The sequence below is a fragment of the Arthrobacter sp. U41 genome (genome assembly GCF_001750145.1).
Classification (GTDB): Bacteria; Actinomycetota; Actinomycetes; order Actinomycetales; family Micrococcaceae; genus Arthrobacter.
The window spans coordinates 2,601,794-2,623,300 of the sequence record NZ_CP015732.1; the positions used below are offsets into that span (position 1 = coordinate 2,601,794).

The following is a 21,507-nucleotide window of genomic DNA, read 5'->3' on the forward strand; positions in this document are numbered from 1 at the left end:
CGCGTTGGTTGGGGATCCGGCGGACGGCGGCGGCATGCGAACCCACGTAGACTGGGACGGAAAATAATCCGAACCTGCAGGGGAGATCCATGGCTGCGATCAACCGCGACGACGTCGCGCATCTCGCGCGTCTCGCGCACATCGAGATGAGTGCTGAAGAGCTGGACCGGATGGCCGGGGAACTCGCCGTCATCGTCGATTCAGTGAAATCCGTCAGTGAAGCCGCCGGTGATGACGTCCCGGCCACGTCCCATCCGATCCCGCTGACGAATGTGTTCCGTGAGGACGTCGTGGGCCACACTTTCACCGCCGAGCAGGCACTCTCCGGCGCCCCGGACGCGTACGAAGGCCGCTTCAAGGTCCCGGCAATCCTGGATGAGGGCTAAGAACATGACTGAGAACAACGAACTGATCCGCTCCTCCGCCGCAGCGCTCGCCGGCAAGCTGGCCGCCCGCGAAGTTTCCGCCGTCGAGGTCACCCAGGCGCACCTGGACCGCATCGCCGCCGTCGATGGCAAGGTCCACGCCTTCCTGCACGTCAACACGGACGAGGCGCTCGCCGTCGCCGCCGAGGTGGACGCGATCCGCGCCGCCGGCGGCGCCGCTGCCGAGGAGCTCCATGCCCTCGCCGGTGTGCCGATCGCCGTCAAGGACCTGATCGTCACGGTCGGCCAGCCCACCACGGCCGGCTCGAAGATCCTCGAAGGCTGGCACAGCCCGTACGACGCCACCGTGGTCAAGCGCCTGCGCGCCGCGAAGATGCCGATCCTGGGCAAGACCAACCTGGACGAGTTCGCGATGGGCTCCTCCACCGAGCACTCCGCCTTCGGCCCCACCCACAACCCCTGGGACCTGGACCGGATCCCCGGCGGTTCCGGCGGAGGCTCCGCAGCCGCCGTCGCGGCCTTCGAAGCCCCGCTGGCCCTCGGCACCGACACCGGCGGCTCGATCCGCCAGCCCGGCGCCGTCACCGGCACGGTCGGCGTCAAGCCCACCTACGGCGGGGTCTCCCGCTACGGCGCCATCGCCATGGCCTCCTCGCTGGACCAGATCGGCCCGGTCTCCCGCACCGTGCTGGACTCCGCCCTGCTGCACCAGGTCATCGGCGGGCACGATCCGCACGACTCCACCTCGCTGCCGGACCCGCTGGAGGACCTGGTGGCCGCCGCGTCGACCGGCAACGTGCGCGGCATGAGGATCGGCATCATCAAGGAACTCCACGGCGAGGGCTACCAGGCCGGCGTCGAGAACCGCTTCAACGAATCCCTCGAGCTGCTCAGGGGCGCCGGCGCGGAAATCGTCGAGGTCTCCTGCCCCAACTTCAAGTACGCCCTGGGCGCCTACTACCTGATCATGCCCTCCGAGGCCTCCTCCAACCTGGCCAAGTTCGACGGCGTCCGGTACGGCCTGCGCGTGCTGCCCGAGGACGGCCCGATGACCATTGAACGCGTCATGGGCGCCACCCGCGCCGCCGGCTTCGGCGACGAGGTCAAGCGCCGCATCATCCTGGGCACCTACGCGCTGAGCGCCGGCTACTACGACGCCTACTACGGCTCGGCCCAGAAGGTGCGCACCCTGATCCAGCGCGACTTCGACGCCGCGTTCGCCAAGGCCGACGTGCTGATCTCCCCGACGGCGCCCACCACGGCGTTCAAGCTCGGCGAGAAGCTCAACGACCCGCTGGCGATGTACCTCAACGACGTCGCCACGATTCCCGCCAACATGGCCGGCGTCCCGGGCCTGTCGCTGCCCGGCGGCCTGGCCGACGAGGACGGACTGCCGGTCGGCGTTCAGCTGCTGGCCCCGGCCCGCCAGGACGCCCGGCTGTACCGCGTCGGTGCGGTGCTGGAATCCCTGCTTGAGGCGCAGTGGGGCGGCCCGCTGCTGGACCGCGCCCCTTCGCTGACGGCCGACCCTGCCCTGAATGACGCCGTCGCGAGCCACGGAGGTTCCCACTAATGTCTGACGCAACCCTCAGCTTCGAAGAGGCGATGGAGAAGTACGATCCCGTCCTGGGCTTCGAAGTCCACGTCGAGCTCAACACCAAGACCAAGATGTTCTCCTCCGCCCCGAACGTTTTCGGCGACGAGCCCAACACCAACGTCAACGAGGTGGACCTCGGGATGCCCGGCGTGCTGCCCGTGGTGAACCGGACCGCGATCGAGTCCTCGATCAAGATCGGCCTGGCGCTCAACTGCAAAATCGCCGAGAAATGCCGCTTCGCCCGGAAGAACTACTTCTACCCGGACACCCCGAAGAACTTCCAGACCTCGCAGTACGATGAGCCGATCGCGTATGACGGCTACCTGGACATCGAGCTCTCCGACGGCACCATGTTCCGCGTCGAAATCGAACGCGCGCACATGGAGGAGGACGCCGGCAAGCTGACCCACATGGGCGGCGCCACCGGCCGCATCCAGGGCGCGGACTACTCCCTCGTGGACTACAACCGCTCCGGTGTGCCGCTCGTCGAGATCGTCACCAAGCCGATCGAGGGCGCCGGCAGCCGCGCGCCCGAGCTGGCCAAGGCCTACGTCGCCGCGGTCCGCGAGATCGTCAAGAACCTCGGCGTCTCCGACGCCAAGATGGAACGCGGCAACGTCCGCTGCGACGCCAACGTCTCGCTCCGGCCGCACGGCCGCGAACGCTTCGGCATCCGCTCCGAGACGAAAAACGTCAACTCGCTGCGCGCCGTCGAGCACGCCGTGCACTACGAGATCCGGCGGCACGCCGCCGTGCTGGAGTCCGGCGAGCCGGTCATCCAGGAGACCCGCCACTGGCATGAGGACACCCGCTCCACGACCTCGGGCCGGCCGAAGTCCGACGCCGACGACTACCGCTACTTCCCGGAACCGGACCTGGTGCCGATCGTTGCCTCGCGCGAATGGGTAGAGGAACTCCGGGCCACGCTGCCCGAGCCGCCCGCCGCCCGCCGCAAGCGCCTGCAGGCCGACTGGGGCTACTCCGACCTGGAGTTCCGCGACGTCGTCAACGCCGGCGTGATGGACGAGATTGAGGAAACCATCGCCGCCGGCGCCACCGCCACGGTGGCCCGCAAGTGGTGGATGGGCGAGATCGTCGGACGCGCCAAGATCGCCGACGTCGATCCCGGCCAGCTCGGCGTCGCCCCGGCGACCATCGTGGAACTGAACCGGATGGTCGAGGACGGCAAGATCAACAACAAGATGGCCACCGAGGTCCTCGACGGCGTGCTCGCCGGCGAAGGCACCCCGGCGGAAATCGTGGCCAAGCGCGGCCTCGCCGTGGTCTCCGATGACGGCCCCCTGCTCGAAGCCATCGACGCGGCCCTCGCCGCGCAGCCCGGCGTCGCGGACAAGATCCGCGGCGGCAAACTCCAGGCCATCGGTGCGATCGTCGGCGGCGTGATGAAGGCGACCCGCGGACAGGCCGACGCCGGCCGCGTCCGCGAGCTGATCCTGGAGCGCCTCGGCGTCGAAGGCTAAGTCGAACGCTAAGCCCCACCCCGGCAAGCTCGCATTGTTGTTTGTTCGATCAGGACGACAACAACTGCGAGCTTGCCGGGTTAAGGGGGGCATGTTCAGCCGGCCGTTCCGGCCCTATGCTGGTGCCCGAGGCTCCGATGACAGGCCGGTGCACGGGGAAGGGCGAACCAATGGCGACTCCACACCGCACCGGACTGCGCAACGTTGTCCTGGCGGGCAGCATCGTCCTCACCCTCACCGGGGCCGGAGCGGCCGCGGTCTGGGCCGGCACCGCACAGTCCGCGACCCCGATAGCCGGCCCCACGACGTTGGCGACGCAGCCACCCGGTAATCCGCCCGGAGAAGGGCAGGCCCGGAAGAAAGACCGTGCCGTGCCACTGCATGGCGAGAGCGTGGTCAAGAAGGGCGACGGCGGATTCGAGACGCGGTTGACGCAGCAGGGCGCCATCGATGCCGTCAGCGGTTCGTCCATCACCGTCAAGAGCGAGGACGGCTTCAGCCAGGTCTACGCCATCAACGCCGTAACAAAAATTAGGATTCTACCCCCGCCTGCTGCAGACGGCACCACGCCGAGAGAGAGCGCGGGCAAGCGGCTCAAGCCCTCTGCCGCCACCGCCGCGGACCTCAAGACCGGGGACCAGGTGCGGATCACCGGCGTCAAGGAAGGGTCCGGCGTCACTGCCGGGCACATAGTTGCCGGAGCCCCGGGCGCCCAGGGGCCCGGCAGGGGATGGGGCAAGGGAATGGGCAACGGATTGGGCAAACAGCTCGGAAACGGGCACTGGAAGGACAAAGCCGCGGGGCCCAACCCCTAGCGCCGGTCACCGGCCAAGTCGGTCATGATCGTCTGCAGCGCCTCGCAGACGATCATGACCGATCTGCGTTTAAGGTTCTCCGGACGGGCCAGGACGTCGATCCGGCGCCGGGTGCTGATGCCCTCGAGCGGCCGCAGCACAATCCCCGGGTTCAGCACCGGCCGCGCGGTGTACCGGGGCAGCAGCCCGATCACGCTGCCGGTCGCCACCAGCGCCGCCACCGTGGAGTAGTCGTTGATCCGGTGCACGATGTTCAGCTCCCTGCTGGAGACGGCCGCGACGGCGGAGAGCACGTCCGCGGGAGAGTAGCCGGTGCGGCTGGTCACCCAGGGTTCGCCGACGACGTCGTCGGCCGTCACTGCCCGCTGGCCCGCCAGCCGGTGTCCGGCCGGCAGCGCGACATCCAGCGGCTCGTGCGCGAGCGGGATCACGGCGACACGCTCCTGGGGCCAGCGCGGGCTGTGGTCCATCCGGTGCGCGAGGACCAGGTCATACCGGGCCGTCAGCGCCGGGAAGTCCTGCTGGGCCACGTCCTCGTCGGAGAGCAGGATCCGCGGCTGCCCCGGCCCGGCCAGCAGCCGGGCGAGCGGGGCGAACAGGGCCTGCCCTGCGCTGTGGAAACCGCTGAGCGTCACCGGCGCCACCGTGGAGCCGTGGTAGGCGCCGATCGCGGTTCTCGCGTCCGCCATGGCACTGACGACGGCGGCCCCGCCGTCCGCGAGCACCTGCCCGGCCTCGGTCAGGACCAAGTTCCGGCCCTCCTTGCGGGTCAGCGGCACCTCCACGGATTTCTGCAGCGCGGCCAGCTGCTGCGAGACCGCCGAGGGCGTGACGAGCAGGGTTTCGGCGACGGCCTTGACGCTGCCGAGGGCCCCGAGTTCGCGGAGCATTTCCAGCTGGTGGATTTCCATGCCGCCAGTCTAAGCGCAAGGTAACGCTAAATCGTCGATTGAGAAAAATCCGGTTGTGCTAACGCTTTGCAGGGGCTCTAATGGGGTGAGTTGTCCCACAGGAGCTGCCCAGGCAGCGGATCTCAGTGTGTCCGATGAACGGCACAGTTAGGAAGGCCCATGAAGGCTCTCTACAAGGCCGGTGCCCGCGCGGGATTCGAACTCGTGGACCGCCCCGAACCGGAAACCGGCCCGGGCGACGTCAAGATCCGCGTGATGACGACCGGGATCTGCGGCACGGACCTGCACATCCAGTCCTGGGACGCCTGGGCGCAGGGCATCATCAACGCCCCGCTGATCGCCGGCCACGAGTTCTATGGCGAGGTCGTGGAGACCGGGGAGGACGTCCTGGACGTCAAGGCCGGGGACCGCGTCTCCGGCGAGGGGCACATCGTCTGCGGCATCTGCCGCAACTGCCGCGCCGGCCGCAAGCAGATGTGCATCCACACCGTCAGCGTCGGGGTCCAGCGCGACGGCGCGTTCGCCGAGTACGTCGTGATTCCCGAGACGAACGTGTGGGTGCACCAGGATCCCTCGGTGACGCCGGAACTCGGCGCCATCTTCGACCCGTTCGGCAACGCGGTCCACACCGCGCTGAGCTTCCCCCTCGTCGGGGAGGACGTGCTGATCACCGGCGCCGGGCCCATCGGACTGATGGCGATCGCCGTCGCCCGCCACGCCGGGGCCCGCAAGATCGCGATCACGGACGTGTCCGCCCCGCGGCTGGAGCTGGCCCGGACGCTCGGCGTCGACCTGGCGATCGACGTCTCGAAGATGCGCGTCAAGGACGCCCAGCGCGAACTTGGCATGCGCGAGGGATTCGACATCGGCATGGAAATGTCGGGACACCCCACGGCACTGCCTGAGATGATCGAGAACATGAACCACGGCGGCCGGATCGCGATGCTGGGACTGCCCAGCCAGTCCATTGACATCGACTGGGGCAAAGTGGTCACGCACATGCTCACCCTGAAGGGCATCTATGGCCGCGAAATGTTCGAGACCTGGTACGCCATGAGCGCCATGCTCTCCTCCAACCCGGTACTGCACGCCAACATCTCCGCCGTCGTCACGGACACCCTTCCGGCCACCGACTGGGAAAAGGGCTTCGAGATCGCCCGGGCCGGCGTGGGCGGCAAGGTCGTCCTCGACTGGACCTGCTTCTAACCGCCACCGATTCGGCCCACCGACCCCCACCAGCTGAGGAGCGCAACCCATGTATTCAGCCATCAAGGACCAGTTGCAGCACGAACTGGACGAGATCCGCGGCGCCGGCCTGTTCAAAACGGAGCGGCACATCGACTCGCCCCAGGCCAGCCACATCAAGGCCGGCCAGATCGGCGAGGGAAGCGCCGAGGTGCTGAACTTCTGCGCCAACAACTACCTGGGCCTCGCGGACCACCCGGAGATCATCGCCGCCGCCAAGTCGGCCATGGACGAACGCGGCTTTGGCATGGCCAGCGTCCGGTTCATCTGCGGCACCCAGGACCTGCACCTGGCCCTCGAGGAACGCGTCTCCAGGTTCCTCGGCACCGAGGACACCATCCTGTTCTCCAGCTGTTTCGACGCCAACGGCGGCGTGTTCGAATCGCTCTTCGGCCCGGAAGACGCCGTCATCTCCGACGCGCTGAACCACGCCTCCATCATCGACGGCATCCGGCTCTGCAAGGCCCAGCGCTTCCGCTACGCCAACCAGGACATGGCTGACCTTGAATCGAAGCTGATCGAGGCCACCACGCAGGAGAACCCCGCCCGCCGCAAGATCATCGTCACCGACGGGGTCTTCTCGATGGACGGTTTCCTCGCCCCGCTGGAAGCGATCTGTGATCTGGCGGAAAAATACGATGCCATGGTCATGGTGGACGACTCCCATGCCGTCGGCTTTATGGGCGCCAGCGGGGCGGGCACCCCGGAGCACGCCGGGGTCTCGGAGCGCGTGGATATCTACACCGGCACCTTCGGCAAGGCCCTGGGCGGGGCCTCCGGCGGCTACGTCTCCGGCCGCCGCGAAGTCGTCGCCATGCTCCGCCAGAAGGCCCGCCCGTACCTGTTCTCCAACTCGCTGGCCCCGGCCATCGTCGCGGCGACACTCACGGCCCTGGACCTCGTGGAGAACTCCGGCGAACTGCGCAGCAGGCTCTTCACCAACGCCGGGCTGTTCCGGAGCCGGATGACCGAGGAGGGCTTCGAGCTGCTCCCGGGCGAGCACGCGATCGTCCCGGTCATGTTCGGCGATGCCGTGATGGCCGCCAAGGTGGCGGATGCCATGCTGCACAACGGCGTCTTCGTCACCGCGTTCAGCTACCCGGTGGTGCCCAGGGGCGCCGCGCGGATCCGCGTCCAGCTCTCCGCGGCGCACAGCGCCGAGGACGTGGAGGCGTGTGTGCAGGCCTTCGTGCGCAGCCGGGCAGCCGTCGGGGGCTAAGCAGGGCCGGATCCGAGGTTGCGGTGCCACAAACGGCGCAGCAACCGTTTCCGTCTGCAAGGATGGGACCATGTCAGCTAATTACGATGTCGTGATTGTCGGCGGCGGTGTCGCCGGCCTGTCCCTTGCCTCAGCCCTCGCCGGGAAGTGCAGCGTCGCCCTGGTGGAGGCCGAGCAGTCCCTGGCCTACCACGCCTCGGCGCGCTCGGCCCGGCAACTGATTCCCAGCTACGGCCCTCCCGTGGTCCAGGAGCTCACCCTCCGGACCCTCGAACTGATCGCCGCCCAGGACGCCGCCCGGGCGGAACACGTGCTCTCACCGCGCAGCTTCATGCTGGTCGGCGACGAGGCCGCCGTCCGGGACAAGGCCAGCGGCCAGATGAAGCCGATCAGCCACGCCGAGGCCGTGGAGCTCTGCCCGGCGCTGCGCCCGGATGCCTTCACCGCCGCCGGCCTGGACACCGGTTCCTTCGCCTGCGACGCGCCCCTGCTGCTCGAGGACCACCGCCGCCGCGCCGAAGCCGGCGGCGTGGATATCATCACCGGCGCCCGCGTCCACTCGGCCCAGCGCCTCGGCTCCGGCTGGGAACTCGGCGCCGGGCAGGAAGGCTTCCAGTCCGCCGTCGTGGTCAACGCCGCCGGCGCCTGGGCCGACGAGCTGGCCGTGCTTAGCGGCGTCGAGAAGGTCCAGTTGCAGCCGTACCGGCGCACCGCGGCGATTGTCGACGTCGACCATCCCCTCCCGGAGAGCAGCCCCATGGTGGCCGCAGCGGACGAGTCGTTCTACTTCCGGCGCGACGGCCAGCAGGTCCTCATCTCGCCCTCCGAGTCCGTGCCGAGCGGACCCGAGGACGCGCAGCCGCACCCGGACGACATCGAGGCACTCGTCGCCCGGCTCAACGCTGTCACCACCCTGGGCATCCGCGGCGTCCGCCAGTCCTGGACCGGGCTGCGGACCGAAGCCGCCGACGGCGTCCCGGTGGTGGGATTCGACGCCGAGGCCCGCGGATTCTTCTGGCTCGCCGGCCAGGGCGGTTACGGCTTCCAGACCTCCTCCGGCATCGCCGAACTGGCTGCCGGACTCATCCTCGCCGGCCAGGGAGCCGCCAATGCCGCTCCACCGGCGGCCGGTCCGGCATCCCGGACAGCGGAGACGCTGGCGGCGACGCGCTGGTCCATCCGGCGCTGAAGAATGGACCCATGAGCACCCTGATCACCAACATCGCCGAGCTGATGACCCAGGACCGGGAACACCGCGTCCTGAAAAACGCGGCGGTGCTGGTCGAGGGTGAACGGATCGCCTGGCTCGGGCCGGCGGCGGACGCGCCGGCCGCCGACGAGTCGGTCGATGCCGGCGGCCGCGCCCTGCTCCCGGGCTGGGTCGATTCCCACACCCACCTCATCTTCGCCGGCGACCGGACCGCCGAGTTCGAGGCCCGGATGGCGGGGCAGAGCTACAGCGCGGGCGGGATCGCCGTGACGACCGGCGCCACCCGGGCCACGGGTGACTTCGACCTCACCCGGCTCGCCATGGGCCGGGTGGCGGAGGCCGTGTCGCAGGGCACCACCTACCTCGAGACCAAGACCGGCTACGGCCTGGACGTCGAAAACGAAGCCCGCAGCGCCCGGATCGCCTCCACGGTGGTTGACGAGGTCACCTACCTCGGCGCCCACCTGGTGCCTGCGGGGATCGAGGCCGAGCAGTACACGGACCTGGTCTGCGGTCCCATGCTCGCCGCCGTGCGGCCGTTCGTGCGCTGGGCCGATGTTTTCTGCGAGCGGGGCGCCTTCACCGAGGAGCAGTCCCGCCGCGTGCTCCAGGCCTGCCGGGATGCCGGGCTGGGCCTGCGCGTGCACGGCAACCAGCTCGGTGAAGGACCCGGAGTCCGGCTGGCGGTGGAATTCGGTGCGGCCAGCGTGGACCACGTGAATTACCTCTCGGCCGCCGACGTCGGTGCCCTCGCGGCCAGCTGGTCCGGCTGGGACGCGGAGTCCGGCACCGGGCGCGGCACCGTGGCCACGTGCCTGCCGGCCTGCGATCTGTCCACCCGCCAGCCGCTGGCACCGGGCCGGGAACTGCTCGACGCCGGCGTGCAGGTGGCGCTGGCCTCCAACTGCAACCCAGGCACCTCCTACACCAGCTCGATGGCGTTCTGCGTCACCACCGCCGTGCTCCAGATGCGCCTCAGCGTCCACGAGGCCGTGCGCGCCGCGACCTACGGCGGCGCCCTGGCCCTGGGCCGGGAGTCCGGGAAGGACGCCGACGGCGAACGCGCCGTCGGCTCGATCGCCGTCGGCCACCGCGCGGACCTGCACCTGCTGAACGCGCCCTCGGCCACCCACCTGGCCTACCGGCCCGGCATCCCGCTCACCCACGCCGTCTGGCGCGCGGGCGTCCGCGCCCGCTGACGGTCAGAAGAACATCGGCGGGGCGTCCAGCACCGTCTCATCGACCCGCCGGTCCTCCCACTGGCTGAACGGCTTGTCCAGCTCGTACTTGCCGTCCAGGGTGCGGTACAGGGTGCGGACCTCGGCGTTGTCCGGGTTGTTCAGGGACTCGAAGTACTCCACGGACCAGTGGAACCAGCGCATGCAGAACAGCCGCATGGTGAGCCCGTGGGTGACAAACAGGGCGTTCGGGGCGTAGCTCGGTTTGGACCAGTGGCGGTGCAGGGTCTCCATGAAGGAGGAGATCCGGTCATAGACATCGGAGCCGGACTCACCTTCGCGGAAGCGGTAGAAGAAGTGGCCGTAGGCGTTGCGGAGTTCCTTCTGGTCCTCGATCTCACCGGCGATCTGGAAGTTGGCCCAGTCCTGCTCCCGGAGCCGCGGCTCCTCGATCACCCGCTCGATCAGCGGGCCGAGGTTGAGCGCCTCAAGCGTCTGGTAGGCACGCAGGTACGGGGAGACATACACACAGACCTGGCGGCCGTCCAGCAGCCGCCGAACCTGCTCGCCGGCGGCCCGCGCCTGCTCCATGCCGAGGTCGGTGAGCGGGATCCGGTAATCGGGCACCCGGTTATAGATCGAGGTGTCGGCGTTGGCGGCGGACTGGCCGTGCCGGATCATGATGATTTTCCCGGGCGCACTCATAAACCCCAAGCATAGGCGGCAACGCCTGTAAGGCAGGGCAAGACAAGACCGGGCAAGATAGGAACATGCTGGTTCCCTCCCGCCGCCGCTTGCGGATAGAAATCTGGATCGTCCTGGGCCTGTCCCTGGGGCAGTCCGCCGTGTATTCGGTCGTTCAGTTGCTGGACAAGATGACCCGGGCGCCGCTGGCGGAGGGGACCTCCACCCTGAACCGTTCGCAAAGCAGCCGCGAATACTTCGACCTCACCTACCAGCTGCTGGATATCGTTTTCGCCCTGGTGCCGGTGGTCCTGGTGATCTATTTCCTGACCGAACACCGGGCGTCCGGAAGCAGCGGCCACGGCGTCAGCGCGTTCCGGAAACTGGGATTCAATTTTGCCCGCCCCGGCAGGGACCTGCTGCAGGGGTTCGGCCTGGCGGCTCTGATCGGCATCCCGTCGCTGGGCCTCTATGCCGCAGGCCGTGCGCTCGGCATCACGACGGCGATTATCCCCAGTGCGCTGGACGCCTACTGGTGGACAGTGCCGGTGCTGGTGCTCTCCGCGATCCGGCACGGGATTGTCGAGGAGGTGATCGTGGTGGGCTACCTGCTGGACCGGCTCGGCAAGTTCGGCTGGAGCCTGCCGCTGGCGATCTTCGCCAGTTCGATGCTGCGCGGCAGCTACCACCTCTACCAGGGCTTCGGGCCGTTCATCGGTAACGCCGTCATGGGCGTTATCTTCGCGCTGGCCTACACCAAAACCCGGCGGGTGATGCCGCTGGTGATCGCCCACTCGGTGCTGGACATCGTGGCCTTCGTGGGCTTCAGCCTCTTCGGCAAGGCCATCGGCCTGGGCTGAATGTGCACAACGCAACGCGGGGTCACTTCGCGCCCATCCGGAGGCTCCGGATGGGCGCGAAGTGACCCCGCGTCGCCTGTATTAGAAGATTTCGGCCGCCATCGGTGGGTGACGTCGTTGGCACCCGCTGATGGCGGCCGAAGTGTGGGGCGGTGGAGTGCTAGATCGTGACGGCGCCGGAGGCCGTCTCGAACGTGACGGAGAGGATACCGGGTGTCCCGCGGGGAGCGAGCCAGTTCACGGCCACGTCTTCGAGCGGCTTTTCGACCGGAACACCGAGCCATTCGGTGACCCGCTCGGCCGAGCCGGCGATCGTGAGGGCGGACATCTTGACGTTGCTCTCGTAGGCCTTCGACGGGTGGAGTTCCGGATCGCCTTCCCACTTGAGCATGTACGGGACCTGGGGATCGGCGATGAGCCCGAGGATGCCGATCTGCTTCCAGACCAGTTCGCGGCCGTCGGGGAACTTGCGGTTGCCGCTGACGGCGGACCGGCCAAGGCGTTCCTCAAACGGGGCCAGGTCGTCCACTTCGACGCACCAGCCCATCCAGCCGCCGCCTGCTTCGGAGCGTGCACGGACGGCCTGGCCGAAGGGTGCCTTGTCCGAGGCCGGGTGGTTCAGGACCTCCACGACCTCGAGGTATTTGTGTCCCGCGAGCGGGATAATCATGTTGCGGGTCCCGAATCTGGGGTGTACTCCGCCCTTCACGGCTTCGACGCCGAGGGCAGACGCAATTCGTTCGGTGGTGGCAGCGAGGCCATCTTGTTCACAGGCGTAAGAGACGTGATCCATGCGCATGCCTTCATCTTGGCACTTTGTGATGGGGCTCTCAGCTTAGGTGCCCCTTACCGTGGTGGGATCTCCGATGTCACGGCCCCGGGACCAGCATCGTTCCTTGTCAACGGCAGTCAACGGGGGACGGCAGGGGCCCCATCGCCCCCGCCGGCCGCCCCACTTCATCTTCGTCACAAAGCTATCCACAGCCATGAACCGGTTCCTAGACTGGGGGCAAGGTCATGAGTGCCAGCACACAGCCCCGGCTTGCTGGCCGGCAACCCTCGTATCGCGGTGGGGTGCCCCGGGTGAGGACCTGGCCGTCCGGCACCCGCCGGAAGGCAAGCGCGGCGCCAGCGCCGGCCCGGGCCAACGAGCCCCGGGTTGCCTGTGCCCGGTATCTCGAGGAGTGTCCCGATGTCCAATGCCTGGTCCTTCGAAACCCGCCAGATCCATGCCGGCCAGGAGCCGGACAGCGCCACCGGCGCCCGCTCGCTGCCGATCTACCAGACGACGTCGTTCGTCTTCCCCAGCGCCGAGAGCGCCGCCAACCGCTTCGCCCTGGCCGAACTGGCTCCCATCTACACCCGGATCGGCAACCCCACCCAGGACGCGGTGGAGCAGCGCGTGGCCAGCCTGGAAGGCGGGCTCGCGGCACTGCTGCTGAGCTCCGGCCAGGCCGCGGAAACCTTCGCGATCCTCAACGTCGCCGAGGCCGGCGACCACGTGGTGGCCAGCCCCAGCCTCTACGGCGGCACCTACAACCTGCTGGCGCATACGCTGAAGAAGTTCGGCATCTCCGTCACCTTCGTGGCGGACCCCGACAACCTGGCACAGTGGCGTGAGGCCGTGCAGCCCAACACCAAGCTGTTCTTCGGCGAGGTCGTCTCGAACCCCCGCCAGGACGTGCTGGACATCGAGGGCATCTCGGCGGTGGCGCACGAGGCCGGGGTCCCGCTGATCGTGGACAACACCCTCTCCACCCCGTACCTGATCCGGCCGATCGAGTGGGGTGCGGACATCGTGGTGCACTCGGCCACGAAGTACCTCGGCGGCCACGGGGCCGCAATCGCGGGTGTGATCGTGGACTCCGGCAACTTCGATTTCGGCAAGGACCCGGCGCGCTTCCCCGGTTTCAACACCCCCGACCCCACCTACAACGGCCTGGTCTACGCCCGGGACCTTGGCGCGGACGGGGCCCTCGGCGCCAACCTCGCCTACATCCTCAAGGCCCGCGTCCAGCTCCTGCGCGACCTCGGATCGGCGGTGTCCCCGTTCAACGCCTTCCTCATCGCCCAGGGCATCGAGACGCTGAGCCTGCGCATGGAGCGGCATGTCGCGAACGCCATCAAGGTCGCCGGATGGCTCGAGGCCAGGGACGACGTCGCATCCGTCGCCTACGCCGGGCTGCCCTCCAGCCCCTGGTACGAGCGCGGACGCAAGTACGGTCCCCAGGGGACCGGCGCCGTCGTTTCCTTCAACATCGCCGGGGGAGCCGAGGCCGGAAAGCGCTTCGTCGACGCCCTTGAACTGCACTCGCACGTGGCGAACATCGGCGACGTGCGCTCCCTCGTCATCCACCCGGCGTCGACCACCCACAGCCAGTTGACGGCCGAACAGCAGACCGTGGCCGGCGTGAACCCCGGCCTCGTGCGGCTCTCCGTGGGCCTGGAGCACATCGATGACATCCTCGCCGACCTTGACGCCGGATTCCGCGCGGCCAAAACCGCCTGAGCGAGCTCCCGGCACCCGGCATCCCCGCCCTTGTGGCGCGGGTGCCGGGACAGGCGTTTAACGCGGGGAGTCATACGGGCGTCACAATCTTCGCCACCTGGCCGCCGCATTTCGTAGACTCAGTAAAGGTCATGAGTGCCAGCGACAGCCCCGGCTTGCTGGCCGGCAACCCTCCTTTTGCGGCGGGGTGCCCCGGGTGAAGACCTGGCCTGCCGGTCAGCTGACGGTGGGCAAGCGCGAAGTTAGGTCCTCATATGACAATTGCCGCCACCCGCCAGGGTGTACCCGTAAGCAAGACCTCCCACACCCATGCCCCCGTCGCGGATGAAGCTGCCCCGGACGGCGCCGTGCCGGATGGAACCGTCCGGTACCTCCGGATCGGCGACCTGGAGCTCGAATCCGGCGCCCGGCTGCCGGACGTCACCCTCGGCTACGAGACCTGGGGGACCCTTAATGCGGACCGCTCCAACGCGGTGCTGATTGAACACGCCCTGACGGGGGACACCCATGTCACGCGGGGCGCCAGCGAGGAGCCCGGCTGGTGGGAGCAGCTCGCCGGCCCCGGCGCGCCGGTGGACACGGACAAGTATTTTGTGGTTTCGATCAACATCCTGGGCGGCTGCTACGGCTCCACCGGACCCTCGACCACGGCACCCGACGGAAAGCCCTGGGGCTCACGGTTCCCGCTCGTCACCCTGCGGGACACGACCGAAGCCGAAGCCAGGCTGGCGGACGCCCTGGGCATCCGCCGCTGGTTCGCCGTGCTTGGCGGTTCTCTGGGCGGGGCGCGTGCGCTGGAGTGGGCGGTCAGCTACCCGGAGCGGGTCCAGCGCTGCGCCGTGATTTCGGTCGGGGCCAGCAGCACCGCCGAACAGATTGCCTTCGCGCAGGCCCAGACCCTTGCCATCCGGCAGGATCCCAACTTCAAGGGCGGGGATTACTATGGCGGTCCGGAACCGGAAGCGGGTCTGGCCCTGGCCCGGCGGATAGCGCACATCACCTACCGCTCGGCCGCAGAGCTGGACGGGCGGTTCGGCCGGAACGCCCAGGACTCCGAGGCTCCGCTGGAAGCCGGATCCCTCGCCGGGCGCGGGCGCTACCAGGTGGAGAGCTACCTCGACCACCAGGGCAACAAACTGGTCCGCCGCTTCGATGCGAACAGCTACATCGCCATCACCGAAGCACTGATGAGCCATGACATCAGCCGGGGCCGCGGCCTCCTCCCGGAGGCCCTCGCCCCGGCCACGGCGGAGTTCCTGGTGGCGGCCGTCGACTCGGACCGGCTGTACTTCCCGGCCCAGTCCCACGCGCTCGCCGACGCCCTGCCGGGGGAAGTGGCAGTGCACACCATCGAGGCGCCGATCGGACACGACGGCTTCCTGACCGAGATCGGCCAGCTCAACAACCAGCTCCGGCAGCACTTCTTCGGCTAGCCCTTCGAGCTAAAACCGCCCCCGGTGTGCATTTTTGCAGATGGGCTCTGCACTAATGGCGGTTGAGGCCCCGGGCCTGAGCGTCCATACTCATTGAGAATGACGCCGCGTGTCGCAAATCACAGGCGTCCATTGCCCAGAGGTCCATAGGGTGTCGACGGAGACACCGAAGGAGTCGAAATGAGTACGCAAAACGCCGCCAGGCGCCCCGAAGAAGAAGACGTCAAGTCTTCAGGCCTGAAGAAGGTAGTAACGGCCTCGATGGCCGGCACCGTTGTCGAATGGTATGAGTTCTTCCTCTACGCCTCCGCAGCCACCCTGGTCTTCGGCAAGTTGTTCTTCCCGAACTCCGGCACCGAACTGGACGGCATTATTGCCGCCTTCGTCACCTACGCAGTCGGCTTCGTTGCCCGCCCGATCGGTGGCATCGTCTTCGGGCACTTCGGTGACAAGTTCGGCCGCAAGCAGCTCCTCCAGCTCAGCATCATCCTCGTGGGTGTCTCCACCTTCGCGATGGGCTGCCTCCCGACCTTCCAGCAGATCGGCTACTGGGCACCGGCCCTGCTGGTCTTCCTGCGCTTCGTCCAGGGCTTCGCCGTCGGCGGCGAATGGGGCGGCGCCGTCCTCCTCGTGGCCGAGCACAGCCCCAGCAAGTCCCGCGGCTTCTGGTCCTCCTGGCCGCAGTCCGCGGTCCCGATGGGCAACCTGCTCGCCACCGGCGTGCTGTTCGCGCTCTCCTCACTGCTTTCCGCGGCCGAATTCCTCAGTTGGGGCTGGCGTGTAGCCTTCTGGCTCTCCGCCGTGATCGTCATCGTCGGCTACTACATCCGCACCAAGGTCCAGGACGCCCCGATCTTCCTGGAGGCCCGCAAGGAAGTCACCGTCGAGAACAAGGGCTACGGCGTCGCCGAAGTCTTCCGCCGCTACCCGCGCGGCGTCTTCACCGCCATGGGCCTGCGCTTCGCGGAGAACATCCTCTACTATCTGGTGGTCACGTTCTCCATCACGTACCTGAAGATCGTGGTCCAGACGGATACCTCGCGCATCCTGCTCCTGCTGCTCGTGGCGCACTTCATCCACTTCTGCGCGGTTCCGATGGTCGGCAAGCTCTCCGACGCCTACGGCCGCAAGCCCGTCTACATGGCCGGCGCCATCCTTGGCGGCACCTGGGGCTTCTTCGCCTTCCCGATGATGGACACCAAGAACGACCTCATCATCCTCGCGGCCATCACCATCGGCCTGCTCTTCCACGCCCTGATGTACGCCGGCCAGCCGGCCATCATGGCTGAGATGTTCCCGACCCGGATGCGTTACTCGGGCGTCTCGCTCGGCTACCAGGTGACCTCCATTGTGGCTGGTTCGCTGGCTCCGATCATCGCCACGGCGCTGCTGAGCCAGTTCAAGTCCTCCACCCCGGTGGCCATCTACCTGCTCGGTGCCTGTCTTGTGACCGTCTTCGCGGTCGTTATGCTCAAGGAAACCCGCGGTATCTCCCTGCACGACGTCGACGCCGCGGATGCCCAGGGCACCGCGGACCTCCTCGCCGCCGCCAAGAAGTAAAGCAAGAAGGAACCCTCACAAAGTCGCTGCCAGGAGCAGCGACGAAGCGACAGCAACAGCCCGGGTCCCGCAGTGCGGGGCCAGGGCTGTTGCCGTTGAAGCGTCTCAGCCTGCCTGTACGGCCAAGCCCCTCTGGACAGCTCAGCGCGCCATGACGGCTCAGCCGGCCAGATCCGCCTGGCGGGCGGAAATCTCCGTCCGGATCGCCCCGAGCACCGCCTGCACCGCGGCCGAACGCAACGATTCAGCGCGTGCCACCGCCCAGATCGGGAGCTGCCGCTGGAAGTCGTCCGGCAGCACGGCGACGAAGCCGGGGTCGCCGACCACCAGGAAGTTGGGCAGCAGGCCGATTCCTGCACCCCGGCGGACCGCCTCCAGCTGGGCAAAGATGCTGGTGGCCTGGAAGCTGGAGCGCGGGACGGGAAGCTGGGTGGAGCGGTGGCCGAGTTCGGCGACCTGCAGCGCCGACTCCACATACGAGACAAAGCCGTGCTGCCGGACGTCGTCGAGCGTCACCGGCAGCCCACGTTCGCCGACGTACTGCGGACTGGCATACAGCCGGAGAAAATAGTTGGACAGAAAGATGGTCTGCGCATTGCTGACGTTTTCCAGATTTCCGACCACCACTTCGAGATCCACCCCGGAGCGGTTCTGGCTGACCTTGCGCGTGGCGCTGAGCATTTCAACGTTCAGCAACGGATGGGCCCGCTGCAGCCGGACGAGTGCCGGCGCAACGAACTCGGCGCCGAAGCCGTCGGGTGTGCTGATCCTGACCAGGCCCGAAATCACGTCCTCGGACCGGGCGATCCGGTTCGTGAGCGCACCGAGGGTCCCCTCGATGGCTTCGGCGGCAGCCACAGCCTCGCTGCCAAGGTCCGTCAGTTCCCAACCGTGCGGGCTCCGCTCCAGGGTGCGCCCGCCCAGCTGTTTGTCCAGCGCCAGGATCCGGCGGGAGATGGTGGTGTGGGTGGTGCCGAGGGCTTCGGCGACGGCGTTGAACCTGCCGAGCCGGGCCACCGTCAGCAGGATGAGCAGGTCATCCGGACTGGGAAGCCGCCGTAAGTCCATGATGACCCCTCCGAATCCGAGCATGTGCATCCATGCACATGCCATCTGTAGTTTTTTGCCTTGATTGCACTGTAACAGGGTGTGATGCTTGACACGGAACGTCCGGTGATTGGCCGGGCCATTCGAACAACCAAAGCACGACGCAAAGCAAAGGAGCTTATGCCATGGCAGTAATCGCTTGGATCGGACTGGGGAACATGGGCGGGTCCATGTCTGTGAACCTCGCCAAGGCCGGCCACGAGGTACGCGGCTTCGACCTCAACGCCGAGGCCCTTGCCGCCGCAGAGGCAGGCGGCGTAAAGCCGGCGGGCAGCATCGCCGACGCCGTCAACGGAGCCGACGTCGTCTTCACCATGCTCCCCAAGGGCGAGCATGCCCGCGCTGTCTACCTGGGCGAGGACGGGGTCCTGGCCCACGCGGACACCCGGACCCTGCTGGTGGACTCCTCCACGATCGACATCGCCTCCGCCCAGGCCCTGCACGACGCCGCGGCTGCCGCCGGCTTCCGCTTCGTCGATGCCCCGGTCTCGGGCGGCATGAGCGGCGCGAAGGCGGCCACCCTGACCTTCATGATCGGCGGCGAAGCCGGGGCCGTGGCCGAGGCCACCGAATACATCAAACCGATGGCCGCCAACATCATCCCCACCGGGGGTCCCACCACCGGCCAGGCGGCGAAAATCTGCAACAACCTCATGCTCTTCATCAACCTGGCCTCCACGGCGGAAGGCGCCGTGCTGGCGGACCGGCTCGGACTGGACAAGCAGGTCTTCTGGGACATCGCGTCCGTCTCCTCCGGCGACAGCTGGGCGCTGCGCACCTGGTACCCGGTCGCCGGCGTGGTCCCCACCGCGGCCTCCAACAACGACTTCGCCCCGACCTTCACCACCGAGCTGGCCAACAAGGACATCGGGCTCGCCATCAGCGCGGCACGGGACACCGGTACCCCGCTGGAAATCGGCGAGCACGTCCAGCAGCTCTTCCAGCGCCTCATCGACTCCGGCAAGGCCGGCATGGACTGCTCCGCGATCGTCAAGCTGGTCGACGGCACCCTCGACACCGGCTCGGCAGACGCCCAGTAACCGTCCTCCCCGCATAACTCCCGCACCCAGCGGCCCCGAACAGCTCCCCACGAAAGAGACCCACCCATGGAACGCATTCCGCACTTCATCAACGGCGCCCTGATTTCCGACGCCGAGCGCTACGGCCCCGTCTTCAACCCCGCCACCGGCGAGCAGGAAAAAGAGGTCGCCCTGGCCTCCGCCGACCGCGTCGAGGAGGCCATCCGTGCCGCCAAGGCCGCCCTGCCCGGCTGGCGCGCCACCAGCCTCGCCAAGCGCACCAACATTTTCTTCAAGGTCCGTGAACTGCTTATGCAGCGCCGCCCCGAACTGGCCGCCCTGCTGACCAGCGAACACGGCAAGGTCCTCTCAGACGCCGAGGGCGAGATCACCCGCGGCCTGGAGAACATCGAATTCGCCACCGGACTGTCCCACGCGCTGAAGGGTGAGCGCTCCGAGCAGGTGGCCGGCGGCGTCGACGTCCACTCCGTGCGTCAGCCGGTCGGTGTCGTCGCCTGCATCACGCCGTTCAACTTCCCGGCCATGGTGCCGTTGTGGATGATCGGCAGCGCCCTGGCCTGCGGCAACACCGTGCTGCTCAAGCCCAGCGAAAAGGACCCGTCCTCGGCCCTCTTCATCGCGCAGGTCTTCGCCGAGGCCGGCTTGCCCGCCGGTGTCCTCAACGTCGTCCACGGCGACAAGGAAGCCGTCGACGTGCTCCTCGAAAACCCGGACGTCAAGGCCATCAGCTTCGTCGGCTCCACGCCGATCGCCCAGTCCATCTACCGGCGCGCCGCGGACCACGGCAAGCGCGTGCAGGCCTTGGGCGGCGCCAAGAACCACATGGTGGTCCTGCCGGATGCGGACCTGGACATGGCAGCCGACGCGGCGGTCTCCGCGGCCTACGGCTCCGCCGGCGAGCGCTGCATGGCCGTCAGCGTCCTGGTCGCCGTCGGGAACATCGCCGATGAGCTGGTCAACGCGATCACCACCCGGATGCGCACGCTGACGATCGGCCCCGGCACCGACCCGTCCTCCCAGATGGGCCCGCTCATCACCGCCGAGCACCGCGCCAAGGTCGCCTCCTACGTCGCCGGCGCCGCCAACGAGGGCGCCACCGTGGTGGTGGACGGCCGGGAGCAGAAGTTCGATTCCAACGGCTTCTTCATCGGCGTCAGCCTGGTGGACCACGTCAAGCCCGGCATGAAGGTCTACGACGACGAGATCTTCGGCCCGGTCCTCTCCGTGGTCCGCGTCGAGACCTACGCCGACGCCGTCAAGCTGGTCAATGACAACGAGTTCGGCAACGGTGTGGCAATCTTCACCCGCGACGGCGGCGCCGCGCGGCAGTTCGAGTTCGACGTCGAGGCCGGCATGGTGGGCGTCAACGTGCCGATCCCGGTGCCGGTGGGAACGTTCTCCTTCGGCGGCTGGAAGAACTCACTCTTCGGCGACACCCACATGTACGGCCCGGAGAGCATCCGCTTCTACACCCGCGGCAAGGTCGTCACCACCCGCTGGCCGGATCCGTCCACCTCGGTGATCGACCTCGGCTTCCCCCAGGTCGACTGACCGCCCCCGCACCAAAACAAAACAACGCGGGGTCACATCGCGCCCATCCGGTACCGGATCTTGGGCGCGAAGTGACCCCGCGTTTGTTTGTTGAGGGGGTTTTAGCCCTTCATGATCTCCGCACGCTGGGCCATGTAGTCCTCCATGGAGAGCTCGCCCTCGCTGTAGCGCTGGTCCAGTTCCGCGAGCTTGCGGGCCCGGAAGCCCTGCGGGGCCGACGGCGGCGGGGGCACCGCCGGGCCCGACGGCTGCCGGGAGCCGGACTGCGGGGCGTTGGGCTGTCCGCCGTTGAACTGCTGCGCGTCCGGCTGCCGGAACGGCTGGGGCTGATTGCCGGGGTAGCCCGGGCTGTCCTCGTACGGGACCGGGGGCTGGTAGCCCTGCTGGCCGGGGTAGGGCTGGCCGGGGTACGGCTGGTCTGCCGGCGGCGCGGGCTGCTGCGGGGCGCCGAGCTGGCCGAAAGCCCCGTAGTAGTCGCGCTGGGTGAAACCGTCACGCGGCTGCTTGCTCTGCTGGCCCGGGTACTGCCCCGCACCGCCTCCGGGAGTGTCTCCGGGGAACTGCCCGAACTGGTCCGGGAAGCCGCCGGGCATGCCCTGGTTCCGGTTCCGGCCGCGCACCGACTTCTTGTAGTAGCGCATCGCCATCGGGATCAGGAATGACAAAACGATGATCCAAAAAAACAGACTGTTCACGGTACCGGGCCTCTCAGGAAGTGTTC

Annotated in this window: 19 protein-coding genes and 2 riboswitches; of the genes, 14 read left to right on the forward strand and 5 right to left on the reverse strand. The window is 68.0% G+C overall.

The annotated features are described in order from the left end of the window. The first annotated feature begins 89 nt into the window (after positions 1-89). From gatC to ASPU41_RS11835, 4 genes are all read left to right on the forward strand, one after another. Positions 90-386 carry an Asp-tRNA(Asn)/Glu-tRNA(Gln) amidotransferase subunit GatC gene (gene gatC, locus ASPU41_RS11820; protein ID WP_056432749.1) on the forward strand — a complete coding sequence of 99 codons (297 nt, stop codon included), beginning with the start codon at positions 90-92 and terminating at the stop codon, positions 384-386. 4 nt (positions 387-390) lie between these two features. Beyond that, entirely contained in the window at positions 391-1,959 is a 1,569-nt protein-coding gene (gene gatA, locus ASPU41_RS11825; RefSeq protein WP_069951078.1) for an Asp-tRNA(Asn)/Glu-tRNA(Gln) amidotransferase subunit GatA, read from the forward strand. Then, positions 1,959-3,464 carry an Asp-tRNA(Asn)/Glu-tRNA(Gln) amidotransferase subunit GatB gene (gatB, locus tag ASPU41_RS11830; protein ID WP_069951079.1) on the forward strand — a complete coding sequence of 502 codons (1,506 nt, stop codon included), beginning with the start codon at positions 1,959-1,961 and terminating at the stop codon, positions 3,462-3,464. Before gatA ends, gatB begins: the two co-directional genes overlap by 1 nt. A 170-nt stretch (positions 3,465-3,634) precedes the next feature. Continuing rightward, positions 3,635-4,279 (forward strand): hypothetical protein, encoded by a 645-nt coding sequence (locus tag ASPU41_RS11835; RefSeq protein WP_069951080.1) that lies wholly within the window; start codon positions 3,635-3,637, stop codon positions 4,277-4,279. Here ASPU41_RS11835 and ASPU41_RS11840 read toward each other — a convergent pair. Further along, the gene (locus ASPU41_RS11840) at positions 4,276-5,190 is read right to left on the reverse strand and encodes a LysR family transcriptional regulator (RefSeq protein ID WP_069951081.1); all 915 of its coding nucleotides are present in this window, start codon (positions 5,188-5,190) and stop codon (positions 4,276-4,278) included. The two genes, ASPU41_RS11835 and ASPU41_RS11840, sit on opposite strands and share 4 nt — an antisense overlap. 159 nt (positions 5,191-5,349) lie before the next feature. Between ASPU41_RS11840 and tdh the strand changes: the two genes are divergently transcribed. The 4 genes from tdh (at position 5,350) to hutI (ending at position 10,063) form a co-directional block, all read left to right on the forward strand. Continuing rightward, entirely contained in the window at positions 5,350-6,396 is a 1,047-nt protein-coding gene (tdh, locus tag ASPU41_RS11845) for an L-threonine 3-dehydrogenase (protein WP_069951082.1), read from the forward strand. A 49-nt stretch (positions 6,397-6,445) separates the two neighbouring features. Further along, complete coding sequence (locus ASPU41_RS11850) at positions 6,446-7,654, forward strand: glycine C-acetyltransferase (protein ID WP_069951083.1); 1,209 nt, start codon at positions 6,446-6,448, stop codon at positions 7,652-7,654. A 70-nt stretch (positions 7,655-7,724) separates the two neighbouring features. Continuing rightward, positions 7,725-8,843 carry an NAD(P)/FAD-dependent oxidoreductase gene (locus tag ASPU41_RS11855; protein ID WP_069951084.1) on the forward strand — a complete coding sequence of 373 codons (1,119 nt, stop codon included), beginning with the start codon at positions 7,725-7,727 and terminating at the stop codon, positions 8,841-8,843. A gap of 11 nt (positions 8,844-8,854) precedes the next feature. Continuing rightward, positions 8,855-10,063: an imidazolonepropionase gene (gene hutI / locus ASPU41_RS11860; RefSeq protein WP_069951085.1), complete on the forward strand. Its 1,209-nt coding sequence runs from the start codon at positions 8,855-8,857 to the stop codon at positions 10,061-10,063. A gap of 3 nt (positions 10,064-10,066) precedes the next feature. On the opposite strand, the gene ASPU41_RS11865 is transcribed toward hutI, so the two are convergent. Beyond that, positions 10,067-10,747: a histidine phosphatase family protein gene (locus ASPU41_RS11865; RefSeq protein ID WP_069951086.1), complete on the reverse strand. Its 681-nt coding sequence runs from the start codon at positions 10,745-10,747 to the stop codon at positions 10,067-10,069. A 65-nt stretch (positions 10,748-10,812) separates the two neighbouring features. Between ASPU41_RS11865 and ASPU41_RS11870 the strand changes: the two genes are divergently transcribed. Beyond that, positions 10,813-11,586: a CPBP family intramembrane glutamic endopeptidase gene (locus tag ASPU41_RS11870; RefSeq protein ID WP_069951087.1), complete on the forward strand. Its 774-nt coding sequence runs from the start codon at positions 10,813-10,815 to the stop codon at positions 11,584-11,586. Between the two features lie 160 nt (positions 11,587-11,746). Here ASPU41_RS11870 and ASPU41_RS11875 read toward each other — a convergent pair whose 3' ends face one another. Further along, positions 11,747-12,385: a VOC family protein gene (locus ASPU41_RS11875; protein WP_069951088.1), complete on the reverse strand. Its 639-nt coding sequence runs from the start codon at positions 12,383-12,385 to the stop codon at positions 11,747-11,749. Between the two features lie 214 nt (positions 12,386-12,599). Then, a riboswitch (SAM riboswitch) is annotated at positions 12,600-12,715 on the forward strand. A gap of 63 nt (positions 12,716-12,778) precedes the next feature. On the opposite strand from ASPU41_RS11875, the gene ASPU41_RS11880 reads away from it, so the two are divergent. The 3 genes from ASPU41_RS11880 to ASPU41_RS11890 all read left to right on the forward strand — a co-directional run bounded on the left by ASPU41_RS11880 (position 12,779) and on the right by ASPU41_RS11890 (position 17,088). Beyond that, positions 12,779-14,095, forward strand: a complete 1,317-nt coding sequence (locus ASPU41_RS11880) for a bifunctional o-acetylhomoserine/o-acetylserine sulfhydrylase (protein ID WP_069951089.1) — start codon at positions 12,779-12,781, stop codon at positions 14,093-14,095. Between the two features lie 127 nt (positions 14,096-14,222). Beyond that, a riboswitch (SAM riboswitch) is annotated at positions 14,223-14,338 on the forward strand. A gap of 11 nt (positions 14,339-14,349) precedes the next feature. Next, entirely contained in the window at positions 14,350-15,528 is a 1,179-nt protein-coding gene (metX, locus tag ASPU41_RS11885) for a homoserine O-acetyltransferase MetX (RefSeq protein ID WP_083266485.1), read from the forward strand. Positions 15,529-15,708: 180 nt separating this feature from the next. Further along, a complete protein-coding gene (locus ASPU41_RS11890) occupies positions 15,709-17,088 on the forward strand; it encodes an MFS transporter (protein WP_069951090.1) in 1,380 nt (459 codons plus the stop codon). A 159-nt stretch (positions 17,089-17,247) separates the two neighbouring features. On the opposite strand, the gene ASPU41_RS11895 is transcribed toward ASPU41_RS11890, so the two are convergent. After that, complete coding sequence (locus ASPU41_RS11895) at positions 17,248-18,180, reverse strand: LysR family transcriptional regulator (protein WP_231941060.1); 933 nt, start codon at positions 18,178-18,180, stop codon at positions 17,248-17,250. A 140-nt stretch (positions 18,181-18,320) separates the two neighbouring features. Between ASPU41_RS11895 and mmsB the strand changes: the two genes are divergently transcribed. Further along, positions 18,321-19,235, forward strand: coding sequence for a 3-hydroxyisobutyrate dehydrogenase (gene mmsB / locus ASPU41_RS11900; RefSeq protein WP_069951091.1), 915 nt, complete (start codon positions 18,321-18,323; stop codon positions 19,233-19,235). Positions 19,236-19,301: 66 nt separating this feature from the next. Then, entirely contained in the window at positions 19,302-20,786 is a 1,485-nt protein-coding gene (locus ASPU41_RS11905) for a CoA-acylating methylmalonate-semialdehyde dehydrogenase (RefSeq protein ID WP_069951092.1), read from the forward strand. A 101-nt stretch (positions 20,787-20,887) separates the two neighbouring features. On the opposite strand, the gene ASPU41_RS11910 is transcribed toward ASPU41_RS11905, so the two are convergent. After that, complete coding sequence (locus ASPU41_RS11910; protein ID WP_069951093.1) at positions 20,888-21,481, reverse strand: hypothetical protein; 594 nt, start codon at positions 21,479-21,481, stop codon at positions 20,888-20,890. Between the last annotated feature and the right edge of the window lie 26 nt (positions 21,482-21,507).